At 69.3% G+C, this 19971-nt stretch carries 18 protein-coding genes and 2 pseudogenes; 9 read left to right on the plus strand and 11 right to left on the minus strand.

Annotation, left to right across the window (positions count from 1 at the left end):
- Positions 1-81: 81 nt before the first annotated feature.
- Positions 82-1446 (minus strand): multiprotein-bridging factor 1 family protein, encoded by a 1365-nt coding sequence (locus tag ACIN94_RS31390; RefSeq protein WP_400714154.1) that lies wholly within the window; start codon positions 1444-1446, stop codon positions 82-84.
- 99 nt (positions 1447-1545) lie between these two features.
- Between ACIN94_RS31390 and ACIN94_RS31395 the strand changes: the two genes are divergently transcribed.
- Positions 1546-2202, plus strand: a complete 657-nt coding sequence (locus ACIN94_RS31395) for an ATP-binding protein (protein WP_400714157.1) — start codon at positions 1546-1548, stop codon at positions 2200-2202.
- Between the two features lie 106 nt (positions 2203-2308).
- On the opposite strand, the gene ACIN94_RS31400 is transcribed toward ACIN94_RS31395, so the two are convergent.
- The gene (locus ACIN94_RS31400; RefSeq protein ID WP_400714160.1) at positions 2309-3325 is read right to left on the minus strand and encodes a hypothetical protein; all 1017 of its coding nucleotides are present in this window, start codon (positions 3323-3325) and stop codon (positions 2309-2311) included.
- Positions 3326-3475: 150 nt separating this feature from the next.
- Between ACIN94_RS31400 and ACIN94_RS31405 the strand changes: the two genes are divergently transcribed.
- Positions 3476-3775, plus strand: coding sequence for a hypothetical protein (locus tag ACIN94_RS31405; RefSeq protein ID WP_400714163.1), 300 nt, complete (start codon positions 3476-3478; stop codon positions 3773-3775).
- A 239-nt stretch (positions 3776-4014) separates the two neighbouring features.
- A complete protein-coding gene (gene abc-f, locus ACIN94_RS31410; RefSeq protein WP_400714166.1) occupies positions 4015-5652 on the plus strand; it encodes a ribosomal protection-like ABC-F family protein in 1638 nt (545 codons plus the stop codon).
- 134 nt (positions 5653-5786) lie between these two features.
- Here abc-f and ACIN94_RS31415 read toward each other — a convergent pair whose 3' ends face one another.
- From ACIN94_RS31415 to ACIN94_RS31425, 3 genes and pseudogenes are all read right to left on the minus strand, one after another.
- Positions 5787-6209, minus strand: coding sequence for a DUF6508 domain-containing protein (locus ACIN94_RS31415; RefSeq protein ID WP_400714228.1), 423 nt, complete (start codon positions 6207-6209; stop codon positions 5787-5789).
- Between the two features lie 24 nt (positions 6210-6233).
- Positions 6234-6737, minus strand: a pseudogene (locus ACIN94_RS31420) (O-acetyl-ADP-ribose deacetylase); the annotation flags it as partial.
- A 758-nt stretch (positions 6738-7495) separates the two neighbouring features.
- Complete coding sequence (locus tag ACIN94_RS31425; RefSeq protein ID WP_400714169.1) at positions 7496-8143, minus strand: hypothetical protein; 648 nt, start codon at positions 8141-8143, stop codon at positions 7496-7498.
- 273 nt (positions 8144-8416) lie between these two features.
- Here ACIN94_RS31425 and ACIN94_RS31430 point away from each other — a divergent pair, with 273 nt between their 5' ends.
- A complete protein-coding gene (locus tag ACIN94_RS31430; RefSeq protein ID WP_400714171.1) occupies positions 8417-9169 on the plus strand; it encodes a methyltransferase domain-containing protein in 753 nt (250 codons plus the stop codon).
- Between the two features lie 184 nt (positions 9170-9353).
- Complete coding sequence (locus ACIN94_RS31435; RefSeq protein ID WP_400714174.1) at positions 9354-10073, plus strand: GNAT family N-acetyltransferase; 720 nt, start codon at positions 9354-9356, stop codon at positions 10071-10073.
- A gap of 48 nt (positions 10074-10121) precedes the next feature.
- Here the strand turns inward: ACIN94_RS31435 and ACIN94_RS31440 are convergent.
- The 3 genes and pseudogenes from ACIN94_RS31440 to ACIN94_RS31450 all read right to left on the minus strand — a co-directional run bounded on the left by ACIN94_RS31440 (position 10122) and on the right by ACIN94_RS31450 (position 12924).
- Positions 10122-10996: pseudogene (locus tag ACIN94_RS31440) on the minus strand (IS5 family transposase).
- A 132-nt stretch (positions 10997-11128) separates the two neighbouring features.
- Positions 11129-12274 carry a sensor histidine kinase gene (locus ACIN94_RS31445; RefSeq protein ID WP_400714177.1) on the minus strand — a complete coding sequence of 382 codons (1146 nt, stop codon included), beginning with the start codon at positions 12272-12274 and terminating at the stop codon, positions 11129-11131.
- A complete protein-coding gene (locus ACIN94_RS31450) occupies positions 12271-12924 on the minus strand; it encodes a response regulator transcription factor (protein WP_400714180.1) in 654 nt (217 codons plus the stop codon). Before ACIN94_RS31450 ends, ACIN94_RS31445 begins: the two co-directional genes overlap by 4 nt.
- A 112-nt stretch (positions 12925-13036) precedes the next feature.
- Here ACIN94_RS31450 and ACIN94_RS31455 point away from each other — a divergent pair, with 112 nt between their 5' ends.
- The 4 genes from ACIN94_RS31455 (at position 13037) to ACIN94_RS31470 (ending at position 15885) form a co-directional block, all read left to right on the plus strand.
- Positions 13037-13372 (plus strand): hypothetical protein, encoded by a 336-nt coding sequence (locus tag ACIN94_RS31455; protein WP_400714183.1) that lies wholly within the window; start codon positions 13037-13039, stop codon positions 13370-13372.
- A 345-nt stretch (positions 13373-13717) separates the two neighbouring features.
- Positions 13718-14083 carry a hypothetical protein gene (locus ACIN94_RS31460; RefSeq protein ID WP_400714186.1) on the plus strand — a complete coding sequence of 122 codons (366 nt, stop codon included), beginning with the start codon at positions 13718-13720 and terminating at the stop codon, positions 14081-14083.
- A 137-nt stretch (positions 14084-14220) separates the two neighbouring features.
- Complete coding sequence (locus tag ACIN94_RS31465) at positions 14221-15000, plus strand: pyridoxal-phosphate dependent enzyme (protein WP_400714189.1); 780 nt, start codon at positions 14221-14223, stop codon at positions 14998-15000.
- A 513-nt stretch (positions 15001-15513) separates the two neighbouring features.
- Positions 15514-15885 (plus strand): hypothetical protein, encoded by a 372-nt coding sequence (locus tag ACIN94_RS31470; RefSeq protein WP_400714192.1) that lies wholly within the window; start codon positions 15514-15516, stop codon positions 15883-15885.
- A gap of 111 nt (positions 15886-15996) precedes the next feature.
- Here the strand turns inward: ACIN94_RS31470 and ACIN94_RS31475 are convergent, their stop codons facing one another.
- The 3 genes from ACIN94_RS31475 to ACIN94_RS31485 form a co-directional block, all read right to left on the minus strand.
- Positions 15997-16485 carry a cupin domain-containing protein gene (locus ACIN94_RS31475; RefSeq protein WP_400714194.1) on the minus strand — a complete coding sequence of 163 codons (489 nt, stop codon included), beginning with the start codon at positions 16483-16485 and terminating at the stop codon, positions 15997-15999.
- Between the two features lie 919 nt (positions 16486-17404).
- Positions 17405-18082, minus strand: a complete 678-nt coding sequence (locus tag ACIN94_RS31480) for a response regulator (protein ID WP_400714197.1) — start codon at positions 18080-18082, stop codon at positions 17405-17407.
- Positions 18079-19854 carry an ATP-binding protein gene (locus ACIN94_RS31485; protein ID WP_400714200.1) on the minus strand — a complete coding sequence of 592 codons (1776 nt, stop codon included), beginning with the start codon at positions 19852-19854 and terminating at the stop codon, positions 18079-18081. The genes ACIN94_RS31480 and ACIN94_RS31485 overlap by 4 nt, the downstream gene beginning before the upstream one ends.
- Positions 19855-19971: the final 117 nt, after the last annotated feature.

Below are 19971 nucleotides of genomic sequence, written 5' to 3' on the forward strand. Positions count from 1 at the left end.
TCCTCGTCGGTGAGGTCTCCACGCGCCATGGCGATGAACTATCAGCATCAGGGACCGAGGCGCAGGCGAATCCTTCTGATCTCAACTCCGTACAGCCCCTAGTGCGTCGTGTAGGGCGTGGTTCTCCTTGCGGCCCGGCCAGCGAGTCTGAAGCTCGTCATCCAGAGTGTGAAGCTCGCGCATGATCCGGGCGGAGCCGGTCTGCTGGGCGATGCCGAGCGCGGTGAGTCCCAGGTGGGTGGCGCGGCTCGGATCGGGCCGGCTGGCCTGAGAGACGGCGACGGCGAGTTTCGCGGTGAGGTGGCCGCGGTCGCGGGCCAGGTTCTCGGCTGTTTTGGTGATCTGGTTTTCCAGGATGGTCACGGCGGCGTCCGCGTGGCCGGAGGTACGGTGACAGACCGCGCTCTGCTCCTGGAGCGTGTCCAGGTCGTAGTGGTGCAGGTAGAGCGGTGCGGTCGGATCGCTGACATGCGGATGGTCGTTCAGGAGGTTGGCGGCCTCGTCCAGGAGGGTGAAGCAGCGGCCGTACTCGCCGAGCATGGCGTGCCCGCGTGCCTGTTGCTGACTGGCCAGCGCGAGCAGTTTCGGTTCGAGCGGGCCGGGGGATCGGCGGGCGGCTGAGGCCAGTTGGACGACGGCTGCCGGGTCATCGGTGAGGCAGGCGATGTTGGAGCCGCGTATGAGCATGTAGGCGGCCATCTGCTGGTCGCCGGCGCACTGGGCCCATTCGGCCGCGAGCCGGGACCAGTGCCGCGCCGCATCGATGTTGCCGATGTCCTGGTGCAGCCACCCGGCCATCTCCCCGTACTGCGCCAGGACCTGAAACAACGGCTCCGTCTGGGAGGCGCGGGCACCGCGTCGGAGTTCGTTCAGGACGTCGATCTGTGCCAGCACCGGCCGGAGCAGCATCCGGGGGCCGAGCATCTTGTCGGCGGCGTAGTGCTCGGCCAGCAGGCGGCGGAAGTAGTCGATGACGTCGGCGTCGAGCCGGGTGGGCTGCTCGATCGCGCGAGCGAGCGGTTCGGTTTGGGCGAGGTCGAGGCCGCTGGGCAGGAGTGAGGAGAGCGCGCCGCCGGCGAGCAGCTGGGCGAACTGACGCCGTGACATGGTCACGTGGACGCTCCCTCCGTCAGGTGTGCGCAACTCCAGCATGACCGGTCCGTCCTCGCAGGCGCTACCGGGTAAGACGGGTGATCTCGGCTCGGCGTCGCAGTCGGCCGCCTCGCGTAACGCGATGAGCGTTCCACCGGCATTGAGCAGGTGGTCGAGCTGCCGAACCTGTTCCAGCGGAATGAGGATCTCGCCGTTTTCGGCGCGTGAGAGGCGCGTGTAGTCGTACAGCGCCTGTTTGCCCAGCTCACGCAGCGACATTTTCGCCCGGCCGCGCAGGTGCCGCAGGACCACCCCGAACATGTGCGCCGATGCGCTGATGGGGCCGGACTCCATGGCGGGGCTCCCTTCGACTGTTGCCGCAACGCCACGGCAACACCTGCCCTCTGGGCGGCGACTCACCGATAGGCAACTCTTGGTGAGGAGTTGGTTGCGTTGAGTGTAACGCCCGATGGTGATCTTCACCTGGACATGGGGAGGTGCGACGTGGTCCCGCAGTGGATGCTCGACGCCGGCACGCCAATCGACGGCTGGAAGCCCCTGGGCGGCTACCACGTTCTGGTGCGCATCCTGCAGGCCGGTACGGCTTCGCGCCGGGCCCGCACCCTGGTCCGCGAGGTGCTGTCGAAGGCTGGAGCCGGTGACGAGGAGATCAACGACGCTGAGACCGCCATCGCCGAGCTCGCGGCCAACGCTGAGGAGCACGCGTGCGGCCCCTTCGAACTGCGCATCGTCTCGTTGGGTGGCCAACCGGCCTGGTGCGAGATCGCCGACGGCGACCGGGACCTCGACGGCATTCCCGCGATCCTTGATCGGCTGCGCGCCTGCGGCGACGAGCCCGGGTTGAGCCTGTTCGCCGAACATGGCCGTGGTCTGCTGCTGGTGCACCTGCTGTCCGGAGGTCGCTGCCAGGCGTACCAGACCCGGATGTGCGCGACCGGCACTCCCGGGAAGGCCGTCGGTTTCGCGCTGCCCGCCAAGACCAGTCCACGTTCGAGTGCCCCCGTGCCGAACGATGGACTGCCCAGGAAGGCCGGTGCCCATCTTCCCCCAGGGGCACCGGCCTTCCCCGATCATCACCCGTCCTCCTGACCCAGGACCGGCGGCGACGATCGGGACTCTCGCCGCCGGTCCTGGCTCCACCCCCACCGCCCGGAGTAATGCCGAGCTCTCCAGTGTCCGGGCGAGGTAAGGCGCTTCACATGAGGCCGGGGACCCGCTGGATGAACGTGAGCCATTCGCCTGGCCGGGTGCCGGTGTATCCGTTGCGCTGCAGGGTCAGCTGGAGGGTCCGCCTGAGTGGACGCGGTGACTGCATGATCGCTTCGTTCCGCTGCGCCAGCCTGGTCATCTCCGCCGGCGTGGGCGGCCGGTTGCTCTTGTGGGTGTTGCACGGCGCGTGCGTGGGGGCCAGGTTCCAGACCGCGTCCAGGTCCGGCGCCGCCCCCCGGTCTCCGGGGCGGAGAAGCCTCATGGACGAGTAGGGGAACACGTGGTCGACGGCGATGTCGTCGATACCGGGCGTGACGGGTTCCGCGCAGATCATGCAGAGACCGTGCTGAAAGCCGATGACCGCGTCGGTGACGCCGCTGATCGACCGGCGCCGTTGTCTGTCGGTGATCTGCAGTGTGGTCATGTCCACGGCGACGCCCTCAAGGATCAGACTCCGGCCGATATCGGCGGCGAAGGACGTCTCCACGATGCTCCAGCGGGCTACCAGTTCACTCCGCAGGCTCGCGGCCTGCTCCGACTGGGCGATTTCGCGGAGCCGGTCGCTCAGCTGGACGACCCGTTCCCGGGAGCTTCCCGTCACTCCGTAGAAGCGGTGCGGCACCTCCGCTCCGCCCCGCAGGTTGTGGAACTTCCGCATCACCATCGCGGGCATGGACCGGACGGCTGCCGCCAGGAGTTCTTCGGTGGGGTGCCCGAGCCTCAGTGACTCTGCGGCCTCCCGTTCGGCCACCGCGAGGAAGTCCGATTCTCCCGTCACTACTTTCGAGGACACCTGCGGTGCCTGGCCGAGATGCCGCACCAGGCTCATCGCGTACGGCACCGCCAGGTCCTTGAGGAGGATCTCCGATCGTCCTTCGGCGGCCGCGTCCAGGAGTGCCGCGCCGAGCGCGAACTTGTACGTGCGGGTGTTCGCCCCCATCAGTACGGCCCGGCGCCACGAGGACCGCGCGGTCGGCTCCGGGTGAAAGAAATCCATACTCATACGGCTTCGCCACCCTCGATGTGTATTTAGTTGTATGCAGGCTATTTTCACCGTCGGTGTTGCGGGAACCCGTACGGCCTGGACGCCTGTGCCGAGATAGTCTCTGGAGCTTCGGAAGACAGCTGTGCGCGTGCCGAGGAGAGGCCGGACATGGGAAAGCTCGTGCGAGACAGGATTCCGGACATCATCCGTGAGCACGGCGGAGACCCGGTGGTGACCGTTCTCGGCGATGCCGACTACCGCAGGGCTCTGCTGGAGAAGCTGTTCGAGGAGTCGACGGAGCTCAGCGAGGCTCCGGCGGCCGAGGTGGCGGAGGAGATCGCCGACGTGCTCGAAGTCCTCCGGGCCGTCGCCCAGGTCCACGGGCACGAGTGGCGGGACATCGAGAAGATCGCAGAGGTCAAACGGGCCGAACGGGGCGCGTTCCTCGAACGGATCTATCTGGGTTGAGCTGGGGCTGGTGCGCCCGCTGAAACGGAAAAAAGGGCTCTCGGCTGATACCGTATCCGGGCAGTAATGGCGGATACGGAGCACGACATGGCAGGCGACGACGACATCTCCGGGTGATCCCGGATCCCATGGCCATCGGTGACGCGCCCATCGCGTGACCGCCGGTTGGCGATGTCTCCTTGTCCTGACCATTTCGCCGGGCGGGCTCCGCCGTACCGGCCGAACGCGGAAGCGATTCGATGTCCGACGCCCTGATCGTGATCTCCAACCTGTCCTTCTCCTGGCCCGACGACACCCCGGTGTTCGAGGACCTCTCGTTCACCGTCCCCGCGGGGCACACCGGCCTGGTGGCGCCCAACGGTGCCGGCAAGAGCACGCTGCTCAGACTGATCGCCGGCGCACTTCGCCCGGCCGCCGGCTCGGTCACGGTGCAGGGGGTGCTGGGCTACCTGCCCCAGACGCTGCCGCTCGTCGGCGACCTGACCGTGGCCGAGGTCCTGGGGATCGCCCCGGTGATCAGGGCACTGGACGCCATCGAGTCCGGAGACGCGAGCGAGGAACACTTCACCACGGTCGGCAACGACTGGGACATCGAGGAGCGCACCCGTGCCCAGCTGGACCGGCTCGGCCTCGGGGACGTCTCCCTCACCCGGCGCCTGCACACCCTCAGCGGCGGCCAGGTCGTCTCCCTCGGCCTGGCGGCACAGCTGCTGAAACGGCCCGACGTCCTGCTGCTCGACGAACCGACCAACAACCTCGACCTCGACGCACGCCACCAGCTCTACGGCGTGCTTGAGGACTGGAACGGCTGCCTGCTGCTGGTCAGCCACGACCGGGCACTGCTCGACCGGATGGACCGCATCGCCGAACTCGACCGGGGCGAGGTCCGCTCCTACGGCGGGAACTTCACCGAGTACGAGGAGGCCGTGCGCGCCGCGCGGGAGGTCGCCGAGAAAAACATCCGCAACGCCGAGCAGGAGGTCAAGCGGGAGAAGCGGGAGATGCAGCAGGCCCGGGAGCGGGCCGAGCGCCGGGCCGGCAACGCCGCCCGCAACCTCAAGAACGCCGGCCTGCCGAAGATCTTCGCCGGGACGCTGAAGAGGCGTGCCCAGGAGTCGGCGGGAAAGTCGGGCGAGACGCACGCCGCGCGGGTCGGCGAGGCCAGGGCCCGGCTCGACGAGGCGGGCCGTGCCCTGCGCGACGAGCAGAAGATCGTGCTGGAACTGCCCGGGACCAACGTCCCGGCCGGACGTACGGTCTTCCTCGGCGAACGGATGCAGGTTCGCCACGGTGAGCGGGTCCTCTTCGCCGGGGAGGGTGTCGACCTGGTGATCCGGGGGCCCGAGCGGATCGCTCTGACCGGCCCCAACGGCGCTGGCAAGTCCACCCTGCTGCGCGTGATCAACGGCGAGCTGGAGCCGGGGGGCGGCGAGACCAGGCGGGCCGACGGCCGGGTCGCCTACCTGTCCCAACGGCTGGACCTGCTGGACCTCGACCGTACCGTGGCGGAGAACCTGGCCGCGGCCGCGCCCGGGATGCCGGAGGCGCAGCGGATGAATCTGCTCGCCCGCTTCCTGTTCCGGGGCTCCCGCGTTCACCTCCCGGTCGGGGTGCTGTCCGGCGGCGAGCGGCTGCGCGCCACCCTGGCCTGCGTCCTGTGCGCCGAACCGGCGCCCCAGCTGCTGTTGCTGGACGAACCGACCAACAACCTCGACCTGGTCAGCGTTGCTCAGCTGGAAGGCGCCCTGCGGTCATACGAGGGCGCCTTCGTGGTGGTCAGCCACGACGAGCGGTTCCTCGCCGAGATCGGGGTGGACCGCCGGCTGCGGCTGGCCGAGGACCGCACCGACACCACCCGGTATCTCCTGGAGGAATAGTGCCGGGTCTCTCCCCAGGCCGGAGCTGAGGCTGGGCCGCCGAATCGGGAGTCGAGGCACTCGGCACTCTCCTCCGCGGTGGCGTACCCGGAGCTCCGCGGTACCTGCTCCTGTCCTGGCCGCACCTGACCTGGTCAGCCGGTAGGCCGCTCTTCCGCGTACCAGCGGCGGAGCCGGTGGAGGATCGCCTGCATCGTGCCGTCCCTGAGCGCTCCGGCGATCGCCCCGTCGCAGAACCGTTCGCCTCGGATGATGGAGGTGGCCAGGCGGGCGGCCTGGGCCACCGGGGCATCGGCCAGTCCCCGCCCGCCCGGGTAGCGGTCCTGGTGGTACCAGCTCGGCCAGTCGAATACCACGAGCACGTTCAACCGGTACAGGAGGTCCGTGATGGCCGAGACGGTATCGCTGTAGACGGGATACGGGACCTGGATGGCGCCGCTCTCCCGTCTCTGTCCTCCTCCCCAGGGGGTCTGGAGGTCGGCCGGAGTGAGGCGGTCCGCGAGCGCGAACAGTTCTTCCCACGATTCGGCCGGTTGGGCGGCGAGCGTCGCGGCGATCTCGCTGTCCGTAGGTCCCGCGGCGTTGAGCGCCTTTTCGAAGGCGGCGTACGCGTCCGGGGTGAACAGCACGGACCGTATGTCCGTCACCCGGGTCGGGGTGGCCCGTACGGTGCCGATCGCGATGCGGGCGGCGTCGTCGACCGGCCAGCCGTAGACACCGGTGGATATGGCGGGGAACGCGACGCTGGTCGCGCCCAGGTCGTCGGCGATGCGGAGGGACTCGCGGTAGCAGGAGGCCAGCAGTTCCGAGCGGTCCTCTCCGGCGGAGAAGACCGGGCCGACGGTGTGGATGACCCAGCGGGCCGGGAGGTCGCCGGCCGTGGTGGCCACGGCCTGGCCGGTCGGTAGTCCCCTGCCGTAGCGCGAAGCGCGCAGTTCGCGGCAGGCGGCGAGGATCGCGGGGCCGCCGCGCCGGTGGATGGCCCCGTCGACTCCGCCGCCGCCCAGGAGGGAGGAATTGGCGGCGTTGACGATGGCGTCGACGTTCTGCGTGGTGATGTCACCCTGGACCAGTGTGATCCTCATGAAATGTGACCTTTCACGATAGTTGGCCCCTTTGCATCGAGTCTGGCCCCTGACCGAATCACTCCGGGCTTCGTAGAGTGCTGTACTCCGAGGTCGGTGGAGTCGGCTTGGTTGACTTTCATGCCGACTGGGCGTTTGGGTAAAGCATCCCCTGCTCGATGGGTGTGAGCATTCCCGGTGCGCTGTGTCGTCGTTGCCGGTTGTGGAAGGTCTCCAGGTACCCGAAGATCGCGTTCACGAACTCGATGCGAGCCTTCCACCGCTTGCGGTTGAGCAGCTAGGTCTGCATCCGCCTCCAGAACGACTCGATGACGGCATTGTCGTAGCATTATCTGTGCTACTAAGGCTCGCCACCTGCTGTCGTATGGGCAGGCCCGTACCCTACTGGACGAGCCCACCGCCATCGGCGGTCCGGGCACGGGCTGGGACCTGCACGAGTTCCGCCACTCGGCCCTGACTCACCTCGGGCAGGCCGGAGCAAGCCTGCTGATGCTGATGGCCAAGTCGCGGCACAAGAAGCCGGAAAATGTACGCCGCTACTTTCACCCGTCCCCGGAAGCCATCGCGGAGCTCACCAGCTTGCTCGCGCCTGGCGACAGCGGGCGCCATCGTTATCTAGACTCGGCAAGCGATCTGGCTGGTCAGCTGGTTGATGGTCGTTAAGGCACACGTTAGGCACGTAGGTCCGCCGTGGCTGAGGGACCCGGCGTTCGGCGAACGAGTTGATCTCGTGGTTCGCGTGAGGAGCAGCAACGGGGTCAGTCATCTTCGGGATCTGGTGGTTCCGTGGCCGGTGCGATCTCTCGTGGCGTGGCGACCCCGCCGGTGAGTTGAAGCCCATGAGTGAGCGTGTAGTCGAGCTGCCTGGCCAGACGAGGGACGCTCGTCGCGGGCAGGTAGGCATCGGCGCCGGCGTTGAGCAGGCGTTGGACCGGGCCTTGGTAATTGACTCCGAGCTCGTGGTCCTCGATTTCGGTGATGATGACACGAGCTTTTGGGAACATCGATCGGAGACTGGCGATCAGCTGCGGGCTGCCTGCTGGTGCCAGCAGTACGTCGGCCGTTGTGGGAGCCGCGAGCATGTCGAGCACGATGTAGTCCGCCCCCAGTTGGGTGGACAGCGACATCCGGGCCGCCTTTGACAGCTTCATCGCGGTGGCGACGACGGTCACGTTGTCGTAGTCGATCGGTGGTTGGTCGTTGGCCTCCTCTGGCGTGTCGCGATCGACGATGGCGCCTTGGAGCACGTCGATGGTGCTGGAGATCGTCGCGATCGACTCGCCGTCACGCGTGACGATCAAGTTCTCGCCGGGCTCGAGGGCGTCGATGAGCGCCACGACGTCTTCGGGAAGGCGGGTCACGTCGATTCGCTGCGTGGAGCGTGGGGCGCGTTTGCGGATCACCATGCCTGGAACATGTTCACGGCTGCGAGGGCACCCTGCGTCATGCGCAGCTCCGGTCGCCTATCGAAAGGCCCAGCCACGGTGACATGGTTACCTGCCCCAATAGTGCCGTTCAACCAGATGATCACATGAGTCCCCTCCGGTGCTGTGATCTTGTTGGATGCCACTACACGGCCATTGGTTCGATGCCGCGCCGGAGTTTCCCTCATCGACTGTGTCTGCGCCTATCAACGGCGACGTGAAGGTGGGGCCAAGTCTCGCTGGCAGTAAGCCAGGATGGGCCGCATGTCTCCCGCGATCGAGAACTCCGCCGGGCCCGCCGACCAGGCGGTGGCCAACGACTACGACAGCTTCGCCGAGGCGTACGCGGTCGAAACCGAGGCCAACCTCATCAACGGCTACTACACGCGGCCCGCGATCCTGGACCTGGCCGGGGACGTGGCCGGGCGGCGGATCCTCGATGTCGGCTGCGGTGCCGGTCCTCTGCTCGCGGCGCTGCGCGAGCAGGGCGCCATCGTAACCGGCGTCGACCCCAGCGCCAAGATGCTGGACCTGGCCCGGCAACGGCTCGGCGAGGGTGCGGCCCTGCATCAGGCTGGTCTGGGCGGCGGTCCTCTGCCGTTCCCTGACGGCGCGTTCGACGATGCCATCGTGTGCCTGGTCCTGCACTACCTGGAGGACTGGAAGGCACCGCTCGCCGAACTGCGGCGCGTGCTGGCGCCCGGCGGCCGACTCATCGTGGCAGTCAATCACCCCTTCGTCCACAGGTTGCTCTATCCCGATGCCGGTTATTTCGCGCCCCGCGAGTACTCCGAGGATTACACCTTCAGCGGCCAGAGCGCCGTGCTGACGTATTGGCACCGGCCGCTGCACGCGATGACCGACGCCTTCACCGCGGCCGGCTTCCGGATCGCCGTCATCAGCGAACCGCACCCAGCGCCAGGCGCCCACGAACTGTTCCCCGACGTCCTCAAAGAAGCCGACTCGACCTTCCTGTGCTTCCTGTTCTTCGTTCTCGATGCCAGCTAGGGCGTGTATCGAATGTGCTGGTCGCCGACGTGACACCGTCGGCGAGCGATCCAAAATCACGTGCAACCTGCGCCCAGTCATGATGGGATCATTCGTTATGAATGTCCATTTTCTCAATGACGCCGACTTGACGGACAGGATGGAGCAGAATCTGGCGGAACATGCCTGTCACCTGCATCGGAGCATGAGCGGTGCGACCGTTACAGAGACTGATGACCTCCTAGTCGCCGACAGCAGCCTGGACGACGACACTTTCAACATCGTTGCCGCGGCCCGCTTCACCGTCACCACCGCTACGGCACGTATCACCGAGACCGCCCGGACACTGGCTCGCACCGGCCGCCGCTTCTCCTGGTGGGTAGGGCCCGCCTCGAGGCCACCGGACCTCACCGCCCGCCTGACGGCGGCTGGTCTGCCAGCATCCGAACGCGAGACGGCGATGTGGGCCGAGCTGGACGACACCCTGCCGCTGCCCGCCGCCCCAGGACTGGACATCCAGACGGTGGCCACGCCCGAACAGCTCGCCGACTACGCCGCGGTTCTCGCCGCGAACTGGACCCCGCCCGCTGACACCGTCCGCCGCTTCTTCACCCAGGCCGCCCCGCAGGCCCTGGCCGCGCACTGTCCGGCCCGTTACCTGGTCGGCTACGTAGACGGCCGTCCGGTCTGCTCGGCCGAAGTGTTTCATCACGCGGGGGTTGCCGGGATCTACAACATCTGCACCCTGGCCGCCCACCGCCGACGCGGCTACGGCGGTGCCATCACACTCGCCGCACTCCACACGGCCCGCGACCGAAACCACCACATCGCGGTCCTGCAGGCGTCCACCGACGGCGAGCCCGTCTACCGCCGCCTGGGATTCCGCTCCTGCGGCCAGTTCACCGAACACACCATCAACCCCTGAACACCCCGAACTCCACAAGCCACCTGCCCACTTTCACAACGATCCTGGTCACAGCCACTCGTTGATGGCCGCGACGAGAACGGTCGCCTCGTAGCGGACCGCGAGCTTGTCATACCTTGTGGCAACCGCCCGGTGCCTCTTGAGACGATTGATGCCGCACTCGACCGCGTGGCGCTCGAGGTAGTCGGTCTTGTCGAATTTCGGCGGCCGACCGCCGCGGGAGCCGAGTTTCTGGCGGTTGCGGACGTGGTCGGCCTTGTCCGGGATGGTGCAGCGGATCCCGCGTCCACGCAGGTAAGCGCGGTTCTTTCGAGAGGGATACGCCTTATCCGCGCGCACGCGATCGGGTCGGGTGCGGGGTCGGTCCGGCCCGATGCGGGGCACACAGATCGCCTTCAGGACGGGCTCGAACTGCGGGGAGTCCCCGCGCTGTCCGGCCGTGATGACGATCGACATAGGCTTCTGGCCCTGCTCGACGGCCAAGTGGAGCTTGGTGGTCAGGCCGCCGCGCGAGCGTCCGAGGCCGTGGTCGTCCGGCTCGGTGGCGATCCCGCCGGGCGGTTCCTTTTGCAGATCCCCCTTTTTCTCGCCCCGGCGGCGTGCTGGTGGGCCCGGCAGACGGTGGAGTCGACGTTGATGTCCCAGGTGATCATGTCCTTGGCATCGGCCTGGGCCTGGAGCTGGGTGAAGATCCGCTGCCGGTTGCCGTCCCGTTGCCAGCGTCGGAACAGGTCGTACACCCGGCCCCACGGCCCGTACCGCTCGGGGACATCCCGCCACGGCGTCCCGGCTCGGGTCCGCCACCGTATGCCATCGATCAGCTGTCGCCTGGTCCATATCGACGGCCGGCCAGGCTTCTTGCCCCTGGGCAGCAGTAGCTCCAGTCGGGCCCACTGTGCATCCGTCAGATCTCCACGTGCCACGAGCCGAGATCATCCCACGCCCGAGATCCACTTTCGATACACGCCCTAACGTTTCCTGGGCTTGATCGTGGAGCGGAACCTCCCTCAGCTCCTGAGCGTCGGCCACAACCTCAGAATCAAGCGATCTGCCCGTCAGGCTGCAGGGGTCTCGTCCAGGGTGACGGTCACCTCGAGGCCGCCTTCCGGGAGGGGGCGGGCCTCCAGGGTGCCGTGGTGGGCCTTGACGATGGCGGTGACGATCGACAGGCCCAGCCCCAGGCCGTCGCCGGAAGCCTTCCTGCCGGTTTCCAGGCGTTGGAAGGGCTGCAGGAGGGTGTGGACCCGGTCGGGTGGGATCACCGGGCCGCTGTTGGAGATCCTGAGGGTGGGACGGCCGGACCGTACGGCGGTCGCCACCTTGATCCAGCCGCCGGGCACATTGTGCCGCAATGCGTTGTCCAGCAGGTTCGCGACCAGGCGTTCGAGCAGGGCGCGGTCGCCGGACGCGGATGCCGGGTGAAGCGCGGACTCGATGTGGACGCCTGGGTCGCCACGTTGGTCGAGGGCCTGCCCGGTGATCGCGGCCAGGTCGAGGGGCTGCCGGTGGTGCAGGCCCTGCTGGCTGCGGGCCAGGGTGAGCAGGGCCTCGATGAGCCGTTCCTGGTGCTGCCCGGCGGCCAGCAGGCGTTCCAGTACGGCCCGCAGTGACTCGGCGTCGGCGTCGGGGTCGGCGAGCGCGACCTCGGCCATGGCCTGCTGCAGCGTCAGCGGGGTACGCAGCTCGTGGGAGGCGTTGGCGACGAACCGCCGCTGCGCGGTGAACGCGGCCTCCAGCCGATCCAGCAGCTCGTCGAAGGTGTCGGCCAGCTCCTTGAGCTCGTCATCCGGCCCAGCCGCGGCCAGCCGCCGGTCGAGCCGGTCGGCCGTGATGCGCCGGACGGTGGCCGTCATGTCGCCCAGTGGCCGCAGCACACGCCCGGCCATGAGCCAGCCCAGCAGCACGGACGCGAACGCCATGACCGCCAGTGCGATCAGGGAGTTGACCAGCAGCCGACGCAGGTCCTGGGCCTGCTGTACCTCCACCCTGGGCGCCGGGACCGGCAGGTCAAGCCCAGCGGGCGGCGCGGGAGCGGCCGGCGGACCGGGGAAGGGCGAGTGCTCGACCAGGAAGTAGATGAGGGCGACCAGCAGCACCCCGGCCACCAGGAACAGGCCGCTGTAGAGCAGAGTCAGGCGCAGCCGTACCGGTCGTCTTGCCCTGGTCACCAAGAACGGGCGCAGCCGTACCGTCGACCTCATATCCGGTACCCGGCCTGCGGGACCGTCTCGATCAGCGGCGGGTCGCCGAGCTTGCGGCGCAACCGGCTGATCGTCACCTTCACGGTCTGCGTGAACGGGTCGGCGAACTCGTCCCAACCCCGCTCCAGGAGCTGTTCGGCGGAGACCACGGCGCCCCCGGCGGCCAGCAGCAGCTCCAGCACGGCGAACTCCTTGGGGCTCAGCGGCAGCCGGTGCCCGTCGCGGGTGGCGATCCGGGTGGCCGGGTCGAGGCGCAGGTCACCGTGGACGAGCACGGGCGGGAGGGCGGGGCGCGACCGCCTGGCCAGCGCCCGGATCCGGGCGACCAGCTCGGCGAAGGCGAACGGCTTGGGAAGGTAGTCGTCGGCGCCGATGCCCAGCCCGGTCACCTTGTCGTCGATCGTCCCGGCGGCGGTGAGCATCAGCACTCGCGCCGGGTAGCCCGCGCCGGCCAGCGACCTGCACACCTCGTCGCCGTGCAGGCCGGGCAGGTCCCGGTCGAGGACGACGACGTCGTAGTGGTTGGCCGAGGTGCGGTCGAGCGCGGCATCGCCGTCCAGCACTATGTCGACGGCCATGCCCTCGCGGCGCAGCCCCAGGGCCACCGTCTGGGCCAGTTCCTCGTGGTCTTCGACCAGCAACACCCTCATGATCTCCCCAGGATGCCCCGCCCCCGGTTACAGCGGGGTAACCGTCGCTGTTCCCGCCCGGTAACCGGCCTTCGGCTTCTCTGGTTCCACCGACAGGAACGGAGGAGCCACCATGTACGGCTCAACGATCAGGAACGCGGTCCTCGCCGTCGCGGTCGCCGCCGCGGTCACCGCTGCGGGCGTGGGCGGGACGGCTGCCCCGCCCACGGTGTCCGCCGGGGACGGCAAGGCGTTCACCGAGTGCATCCGCTCGCACGGGCTGCCCGACTTTCCCGAGGTCACGGTCTCCGGGGACGGACTGATCAACTTTGATATCAAGGGCGACCGCGTCGACGCCCTCTCCACGAAGTACGGAGCGGCGGTGAGGGCGTGCGAGTCGCTGCTGCCCGTCCGCGCCGGGCTGCCGGGTGCGCCCGCGGGGCCGTCCGCTCCGTCGCTCCTGCCCTGAGAGGAGGACTGGCCGCCCGCCCCGGCCGAGCCCCGGCTCCGGTGATCGTCCACGAGTGGGGGTGACCACGGACGTTCACCGGGTTGCAGGCCGATCGCATGCGCCGATCAGGCCCGTGACACCGCTCGCCGTACCGGCGTCCGGAGAACAACCCGGTGAACGTATTCAGAAGGCGGCGGTGGCGGTGAAGACGGGGAGCTGTTTTACGCACGGGCACTCCAGAGAGCGAGGGAACGGAATCGGTAGCGTGTGCGGCGCGGATCGGATCGCCATCCGGGGACCGCGCTGCTGTGCCGCCGATCAGCCGACCGGTCGGATCGCCGAATCGACAGGGAGTCTCCGTTCATGACCCGTTTCACGCTTCCTGATGGTGATTTCGGCGTTCCCGGTTCACTGGCCCGGGTGCTGGCGGACGTTGAGGCCGAGCGGGTCGCCCAGGATGCGATGTGGGGGTGGCAGGAGCATCCGGACGGTACCGGGCCGGAGCGTACGGCGGCGGCGGATCAGGCCAAGCGTGATCTGGAGGAGGCGAACGCCCAGGGAGGGGTGACCTGGCGGCACATCCTGCACGAGGAGGTGCTGGAGGCGTTCGCCGAGGACGACCCGGAGGCGTTGCGCGCGGAGTTGGTTCAGGTGGCGGCGGTCGCGGTCAAGTGGATCCAGGCATTGGACCAGCGCGCTGATCCCGGCCCGGCCGCCACGGACCGTTGAGGTGGCGCCTTCCCACCCGGCTTCCCGCCCGGCTGCGCACGGTCGTCGCCGCCGACAGCAGAATCCCGTTGCCCCGGAACACCTCGATGATCAGATCCGAAAAGGGCCGATGTCCATCCTTCCGTTAGATTGCCCGCATGATCAGTGCGTGGGCGGTGGAGGCGATCGCGAGGCTGGACGACGAGATGGAGCAGGCGGGTTCCACACCGCTCCGCGCGTTCCCGTTACCTGCCGGGTGGGGAGTGCGGCTGTGGCTGAAGGACGAGTCGGCACAGCCGACGGACAGCCTCAAGCACCGGCTGGCGCGTGCCCTCTTCCGCCAGGCGATCGCCGCGGGCCAGGTCGTGGAGGGTGCCACGGTGGTGGAGCTGTTCGGGCAGGTGGGGGAGTGTCCGCGCTGGGTGGTGGTCGGTGCGGGCACCGGCGCCACGTCCGCCGCCGTCGGCCGTCACCTGCGCAGCCACGATCTGCCCGGCCGGTTGGCCGTGGTCGATCCGGAGAACTCCGCGTACTTTCCGGGTTGGGCGAGCGGCGCCGCCGACTACAGCACGGGGATGCCGTCCCGGATCGAGGGGATCGGCCGGCCGCGGATGGAGCCGGGATTCGCCCCCGATCTCGTCGACCTGGTCGTCCCCGTGCCGGATGCCGCCAGTGTGGCCGCCGCCCGCCAGGTGCGTCAGGTCACCGGGTTGGCGGTCGGTGGTGCCACGGGCGCGAATGTGTGGGGTGCGCTGGAGCTCATCACGCGTATGCGCGCCCGGGGCATCCGTGGCGATGTGGTGACTGTGATCGGTGATGCCGGCCCGCGTCACCTGCGGACCTGTCACGACGACACCTGGGCGGAGGACAGGGGGCTGGACTGGCGGCCGCACGCGGCGCGGCTGGAACGCCTGCTCGACGGTGGAGGGCTCTGGTAGCAGGAGCACATCGTGCAGTGCACGGGTATCTGCTGCACAAGCTTCTCGGAGACGGCCACGGTGAAAAGGGTGGTGAGTGCGGCAGCGATCTCGCTGTCCGTAGGTCATGCGGCGTTGAGCGCCTCTTCGAAGACGATGGCGTCGACGTTCTGTGTGGTGATGTCACCCTGGACCAGGGTGCTCCTCATGAAAGCCGAGACTGCCGGCTGACCTCCGGGGGTCAGCCCGAGAAGCGCCTGACCAGGAGCTCTACGACACCTACTTCCTCAACAGCGAGACCTGGAACAACGCCAGAGCCTGAGGCCGAAAAGGCGATGCCGGCCGCGCCCACCTCGCCGGTGGCCCGGAGCGGGCTCCCTCCCGGCAGCAGGAGGTCAGCGGCGGGCGATCGGCGTCCTCGGCCTTCCGCTGCGGTCTCCCCGCCGGAGGAGGTTGTCAAGGGCAGGGTGCTGTGTTCCATCGGACACCCGCACCGGAGCCCGCGGGTGGTCTGGCCCGGCTAACTTGGGAGAGATGGACGAGAACAGGGCCCGGCGGGTGGTCGACGCGTTGCGTGACCGTGGCATCAACGCTCAGCTGGCAAGAGGCGGTTACCAGATGGGGGTCCGGGTCCTACTGTCCGGCGGGCGTGAGGCGGACTGGGACACCGACGGCACGGCGGGTCTCGAAGCGCTGGTGATGCGGAACGGGATGCTGGTCGGTTTCGTGCCGGTGATCGAGGGGTCCGAGGACTTCGACGAGGCCCAGGTCGTCGACGCCATCGCGCGGACCGACTACGACCAGCCCATCGCCCGGCAGCGCGCGGTGGCCCCGCCACCGGCCGAGCCCCTGCCCCGCCTGGGCGGCGTCTTCCGCCGCTTCCTCGACGGTTTCCGCTACCGGTGATCGCGGCCTCGCACTGAAAGAGGAGCTGGTTTTCCTCAGCCGTCGTCGACGGCACATCCAGCGTTGTCGGCATTTGGCTGCTCAGGCCCTGAACCCGTGAGGGTCGGCTGGTCAGAGCCAGAAGGTGTCGTGGCGGAAGTAGAAGGCGGCCAGTTCCTCGTCGCTGGGACGGCCGGAGACGGCGAACTCCGCCAGGCCCTCGAAGTAGCCTTCGCGGGGAGCGCCGGGGGCGAAGTGCAGCAGCATTGACGCGGGTTCGCCCGACTCGTTGCGGAACGCGTGGACGCCGCCCTCGGGGACGTGAACGAAGTCTCCCGGCTTGGTGTCGATCCAGCGGTTGCCGTCGTAGATCCGTACCGTTCCGGTGAGGATGAAGAACGACTCGGAGATGGACCGGTGGAAGTGCTGGTCGGGTCCGCTCGGCTCCGGTCCCATCTCCCAGCGGTAGAGGCCGAACTGGCCGTTGGTGGAGGCCCCTGTCGCCAGGTAGTGCACCGTGTTGCCGGACCGATAGGTCAGCTCGGGCTCGTGGGCGGCCGGGCGGTAGGTCGCGTTGACCTCCCCCTTGTCGCCGAAGTAGACCGGATCTGGATAAGTCATGATCTGTCCTCTCGCGTGTCCCGTGTCCGCGCCCTTCCGGCCGGCCCTGCGCGCGGCCGTGGGTTGTGTACGGCCTGGCCGGGGGAGACCGCGGCCCCCCGGTTCAGCGACGGCCAGGACCACGGGCTCGATCTCCGGCGCTCCGAGGACGGCGCGGCGCCCGACCGGCGCGCCCGTCGATCTTTCCATCTCCGAGCGGCTGCCCGCCAGGCTCAGCCGCGAAGAACTCCTTGAGCGCGGGTGCGAGGACGTCCCAGTCCACCTTCATCGGGAACGCTGTGCCTGCCGGAAATGTCATCCGCCCTGTTCAGAGGCCGATGTCAGCCCTCGTGGCCGATCATGCCCGGTTCCAGTACGTCGTCCTCGCCCATCGTTACCGGTGACTGCGCAACGATGCCGCTTCATGCTCCTTCGACTGGCGTACCTCGGTGTCACGAACGCGCTCGCGCTGCTGCGGCTGCTGGTGCGCGCCGACACGATCCTCAAGTGGCACCGCGATCTCGTCGCACGCCGCCATGCCGCCGTCTCGCGTCCCAGGCGGCGTGGCCGGCCGCGTACCCTGCGCTCGATCCGCACACTGGTGCTGCGGTTGGCCCGGGAGAACAGCAGCTGGGGATATCGGCGGGTGCACGGCGAACTGCTCGTGCTCGGGGTGAAGGTCGCCCCGTCCACGGTCTGGGAGATCCTGCGCGAGGCGGGCATCGACCCCGCGCCCGACCGGTCAGCCACGACCTGGTCGGACTTTCTCCGTTCGCAGGCCAACGCGCTCCTCGCGGCCGACCTCATCGAGACGGTAACGTTGACTGGGGTACGCATGTACGTCCTCGCGGTCATCGAACACGCCAGCCGCAGGCGTCTCGAGACCGACGGCAAGGTCTCGAGACGCGGCGCAGGCGCCGATCCTCGACCGCGCACAACGTCACTCGACCGGATGCTGCCCGAGTCCGCGGTCGCGGGCGCGCGCGACGAGCGCCGCACGGTCGCGCGCCTGGAGCTTGGCGAGGATGGCGGCGACGTGGTTGCGCACGGTCTTCTCGGAGAGGACGAGCCTGGCCGCGATCTCGTGGTTGCCGAGCCCCGCCGCCACGAGGCCGAGCACCTCGTGCTCGCGATCGGTGAGCTCTGGGAAGACCTTGCCCGCGGCGGTGAGCGGCCGTGTCGCGTACGCGGCGATCCGGCGGCCGACCTCTCCGCCGAATACGGTGCCGCCAGCGGCGACCACGAGGACGGCGCGGGTGATCTCCTCGCGCTCCGCGCCCTTGAGCAGGTAGCCGCGGGCGCCGGCGCGGACCGCGGCGAGCAGCCGCTCGTCGTCGGCGTGCATCGTCAGCACGAGCACCCCGAGGTCGGGGAAGCGGGCGGTCAGCATGGCGAGGGCACTGAGCCCGTCGACCCCGGGCATCTCAAGGTCGGTGAGCGCGACCTCGGGCGACAGTTCCTCCACGAGACGGACCAGCTCCGCGCCGTCAGCGGCCTCGCCGACGACTTCGACGTCGGGTGAGGAGGTCAGCGCCGCGCGCAGGCCGAAGCGGAACATCGGGTGGTCGTCGGCGACGACCAGACGCACGGGGGCGGATGCATCGACCGACGCGCTCATGCGATCCGCACCGCCGTCGGCACCCTCAGCGTCACCGTGGTGCCCGCGTCCGACGAGCTGATCGCGACCTCGCCGCCGAGCTCGCGGGCGCGTGCCCGCATCGAGGCCAGGCCGATCCCGCCGCGCGGCGGCCGGGACGGGTCGAATCCTGTGCCGTCGTCGCGCACGTCGATAACGAGGTTGTCGCCCTCGTCGCCTCGCACGCACACGTCGAGTTGCGTGGCGCCGGCGTGGCGGACGGCGTTGGTCACCGCCTCGGCCACGACCCGGTAGGCCGTCTGCTCCACCCTCGGCGGCAGCGCGGGCAGCGGACCGACCTCCACGCTGACCGGCAGAGTCGCGGCCACCGAGACGACCCCGCGCCGGAGCGCCTCGGCGAAGCCGCGCTCCTCGAGCGCCGCCGGCTGTAGGTCGTCGAGGATGCGACGCACCTCCGACACGGTCCCGGCCACCTCGGCTCGGAGCACCCCGGTGATCTGCAGCGCGGTCGTCGCACTGGACACCCGGATCGCGTCCTCCAGTCCGGCAAGCCCCAGTCCCATCCCCGTCAGGGCGGGTCCGAGCCCGTCGTGCAGCTCGTGGCGGAGCCGTTCGCGCTCCCGCGTGCGGGCGTCCATCGCGGCATCCCGCTGCGCTTCCAGCTGTTCGGCCAGGCCCCGCGCGTGGAGCACGGCGGCCACCTGCGCGGCCAGCGCGGCGAGCATCCGTTCCTCGCGTCGTGCGAACCCCTCCTCCGGCCATCTCGGCGCGACCTCGAGCACGCCGAGCGGCATGTCGCCGATCGCCAGGGTGGCGCTGAACGCCGTGGCGGGAAGCTCGGCGTCGGGCTGCAGGTCGCCGCTGCACGCGATCACCGATCGGGAGGCGTCGCGGATCCGGGCGCCGGGGGCGCCGACCGACCGCCGCACGGCGGCGAGTACCGCGGTGAGCAGTTCACCGTCGGTGTCGGCCGGCGCGCCGACGTGCGTGCCGATCTCGGCTACGATCCGCACCGGATCTGCCCGTGGTGACGCGTCGATGCCCAGCAGGCGATAGCGCAGCACCGCGATCGCGATCGCCGCCGGCAGCAGGTACAGGCTCGTGACCTGGGCGACCTGGGCGACCAGGCTGTCGCCGAGCAAGTTCACCACGATGATGAGGATGACGCTGCCGAGCAGCCACGCGAGCTGCTGGCGTCGCGGCGCGGCCGACCTGGCCAACCTGACGATCGCGAGCACCCAGATCGTCGCCGCACCGGCCAGGTACACGACGAAAGACACCGCGCGGAGCGGGCCGTCCGACGGCTGCCCCGCGAGCCAGTGCAGCTGGATGAGCACCGCGCCGAGGGCGACGACGCCCACCGGCCACCACCAGGTACGTCCGGGCGGGCGCCCGGTGGGGAAGAACGCGGGCAGCGTGCCCAGCATCGCCATGATGCTCCATCCGCCGACCAGGGTGAGGACCAGCCCGGGAGCGCGTGCCATCCAGTCGCCCGCGGCCGCTGCGGGGCCGAGCCATCCGGCCGCGGCGAACGCCTCCTCGGTCAGCGAGAGCTGGGTCATGGTCCCGACGACGAGGAGGAGCCAGCCGATCGCGTTGGCGGGGCGGAGCCAGGCGAGGAGCGCACCGGCGACGGACCATCCGACACCGACCAGCGTGCCGGCCAGCGCGAGCGTGAGGGGGAGCCGTGCGCCGTAGGCGGCCGCGGCGAACCCCTCGGCCGCCGCGCCCGCCAGGCCGGCCACGCCGACGAGCACGGCGACTGCACCGACGGCGGCTCTCGGGACCCACATGGGATCAGTCTGGAGCCCGCGCGCCCGGGACGCCACGGGCCAGTGTCCCGTTCGGCCGGGCACATCGCCCGAGTCGACGGGTTCCCTCGCCCTGTTCCGGGGCGCCCCCGCGCCGCG

This window comes from Streptosporangium sp. NPDC087985 (genome assembly GCF_044741965.1).
GTDB lineage: Bacteria > Actinomycetota > Actinomycetes > Streptosporangiales > Streptosporangiaceae > Streptosporangium.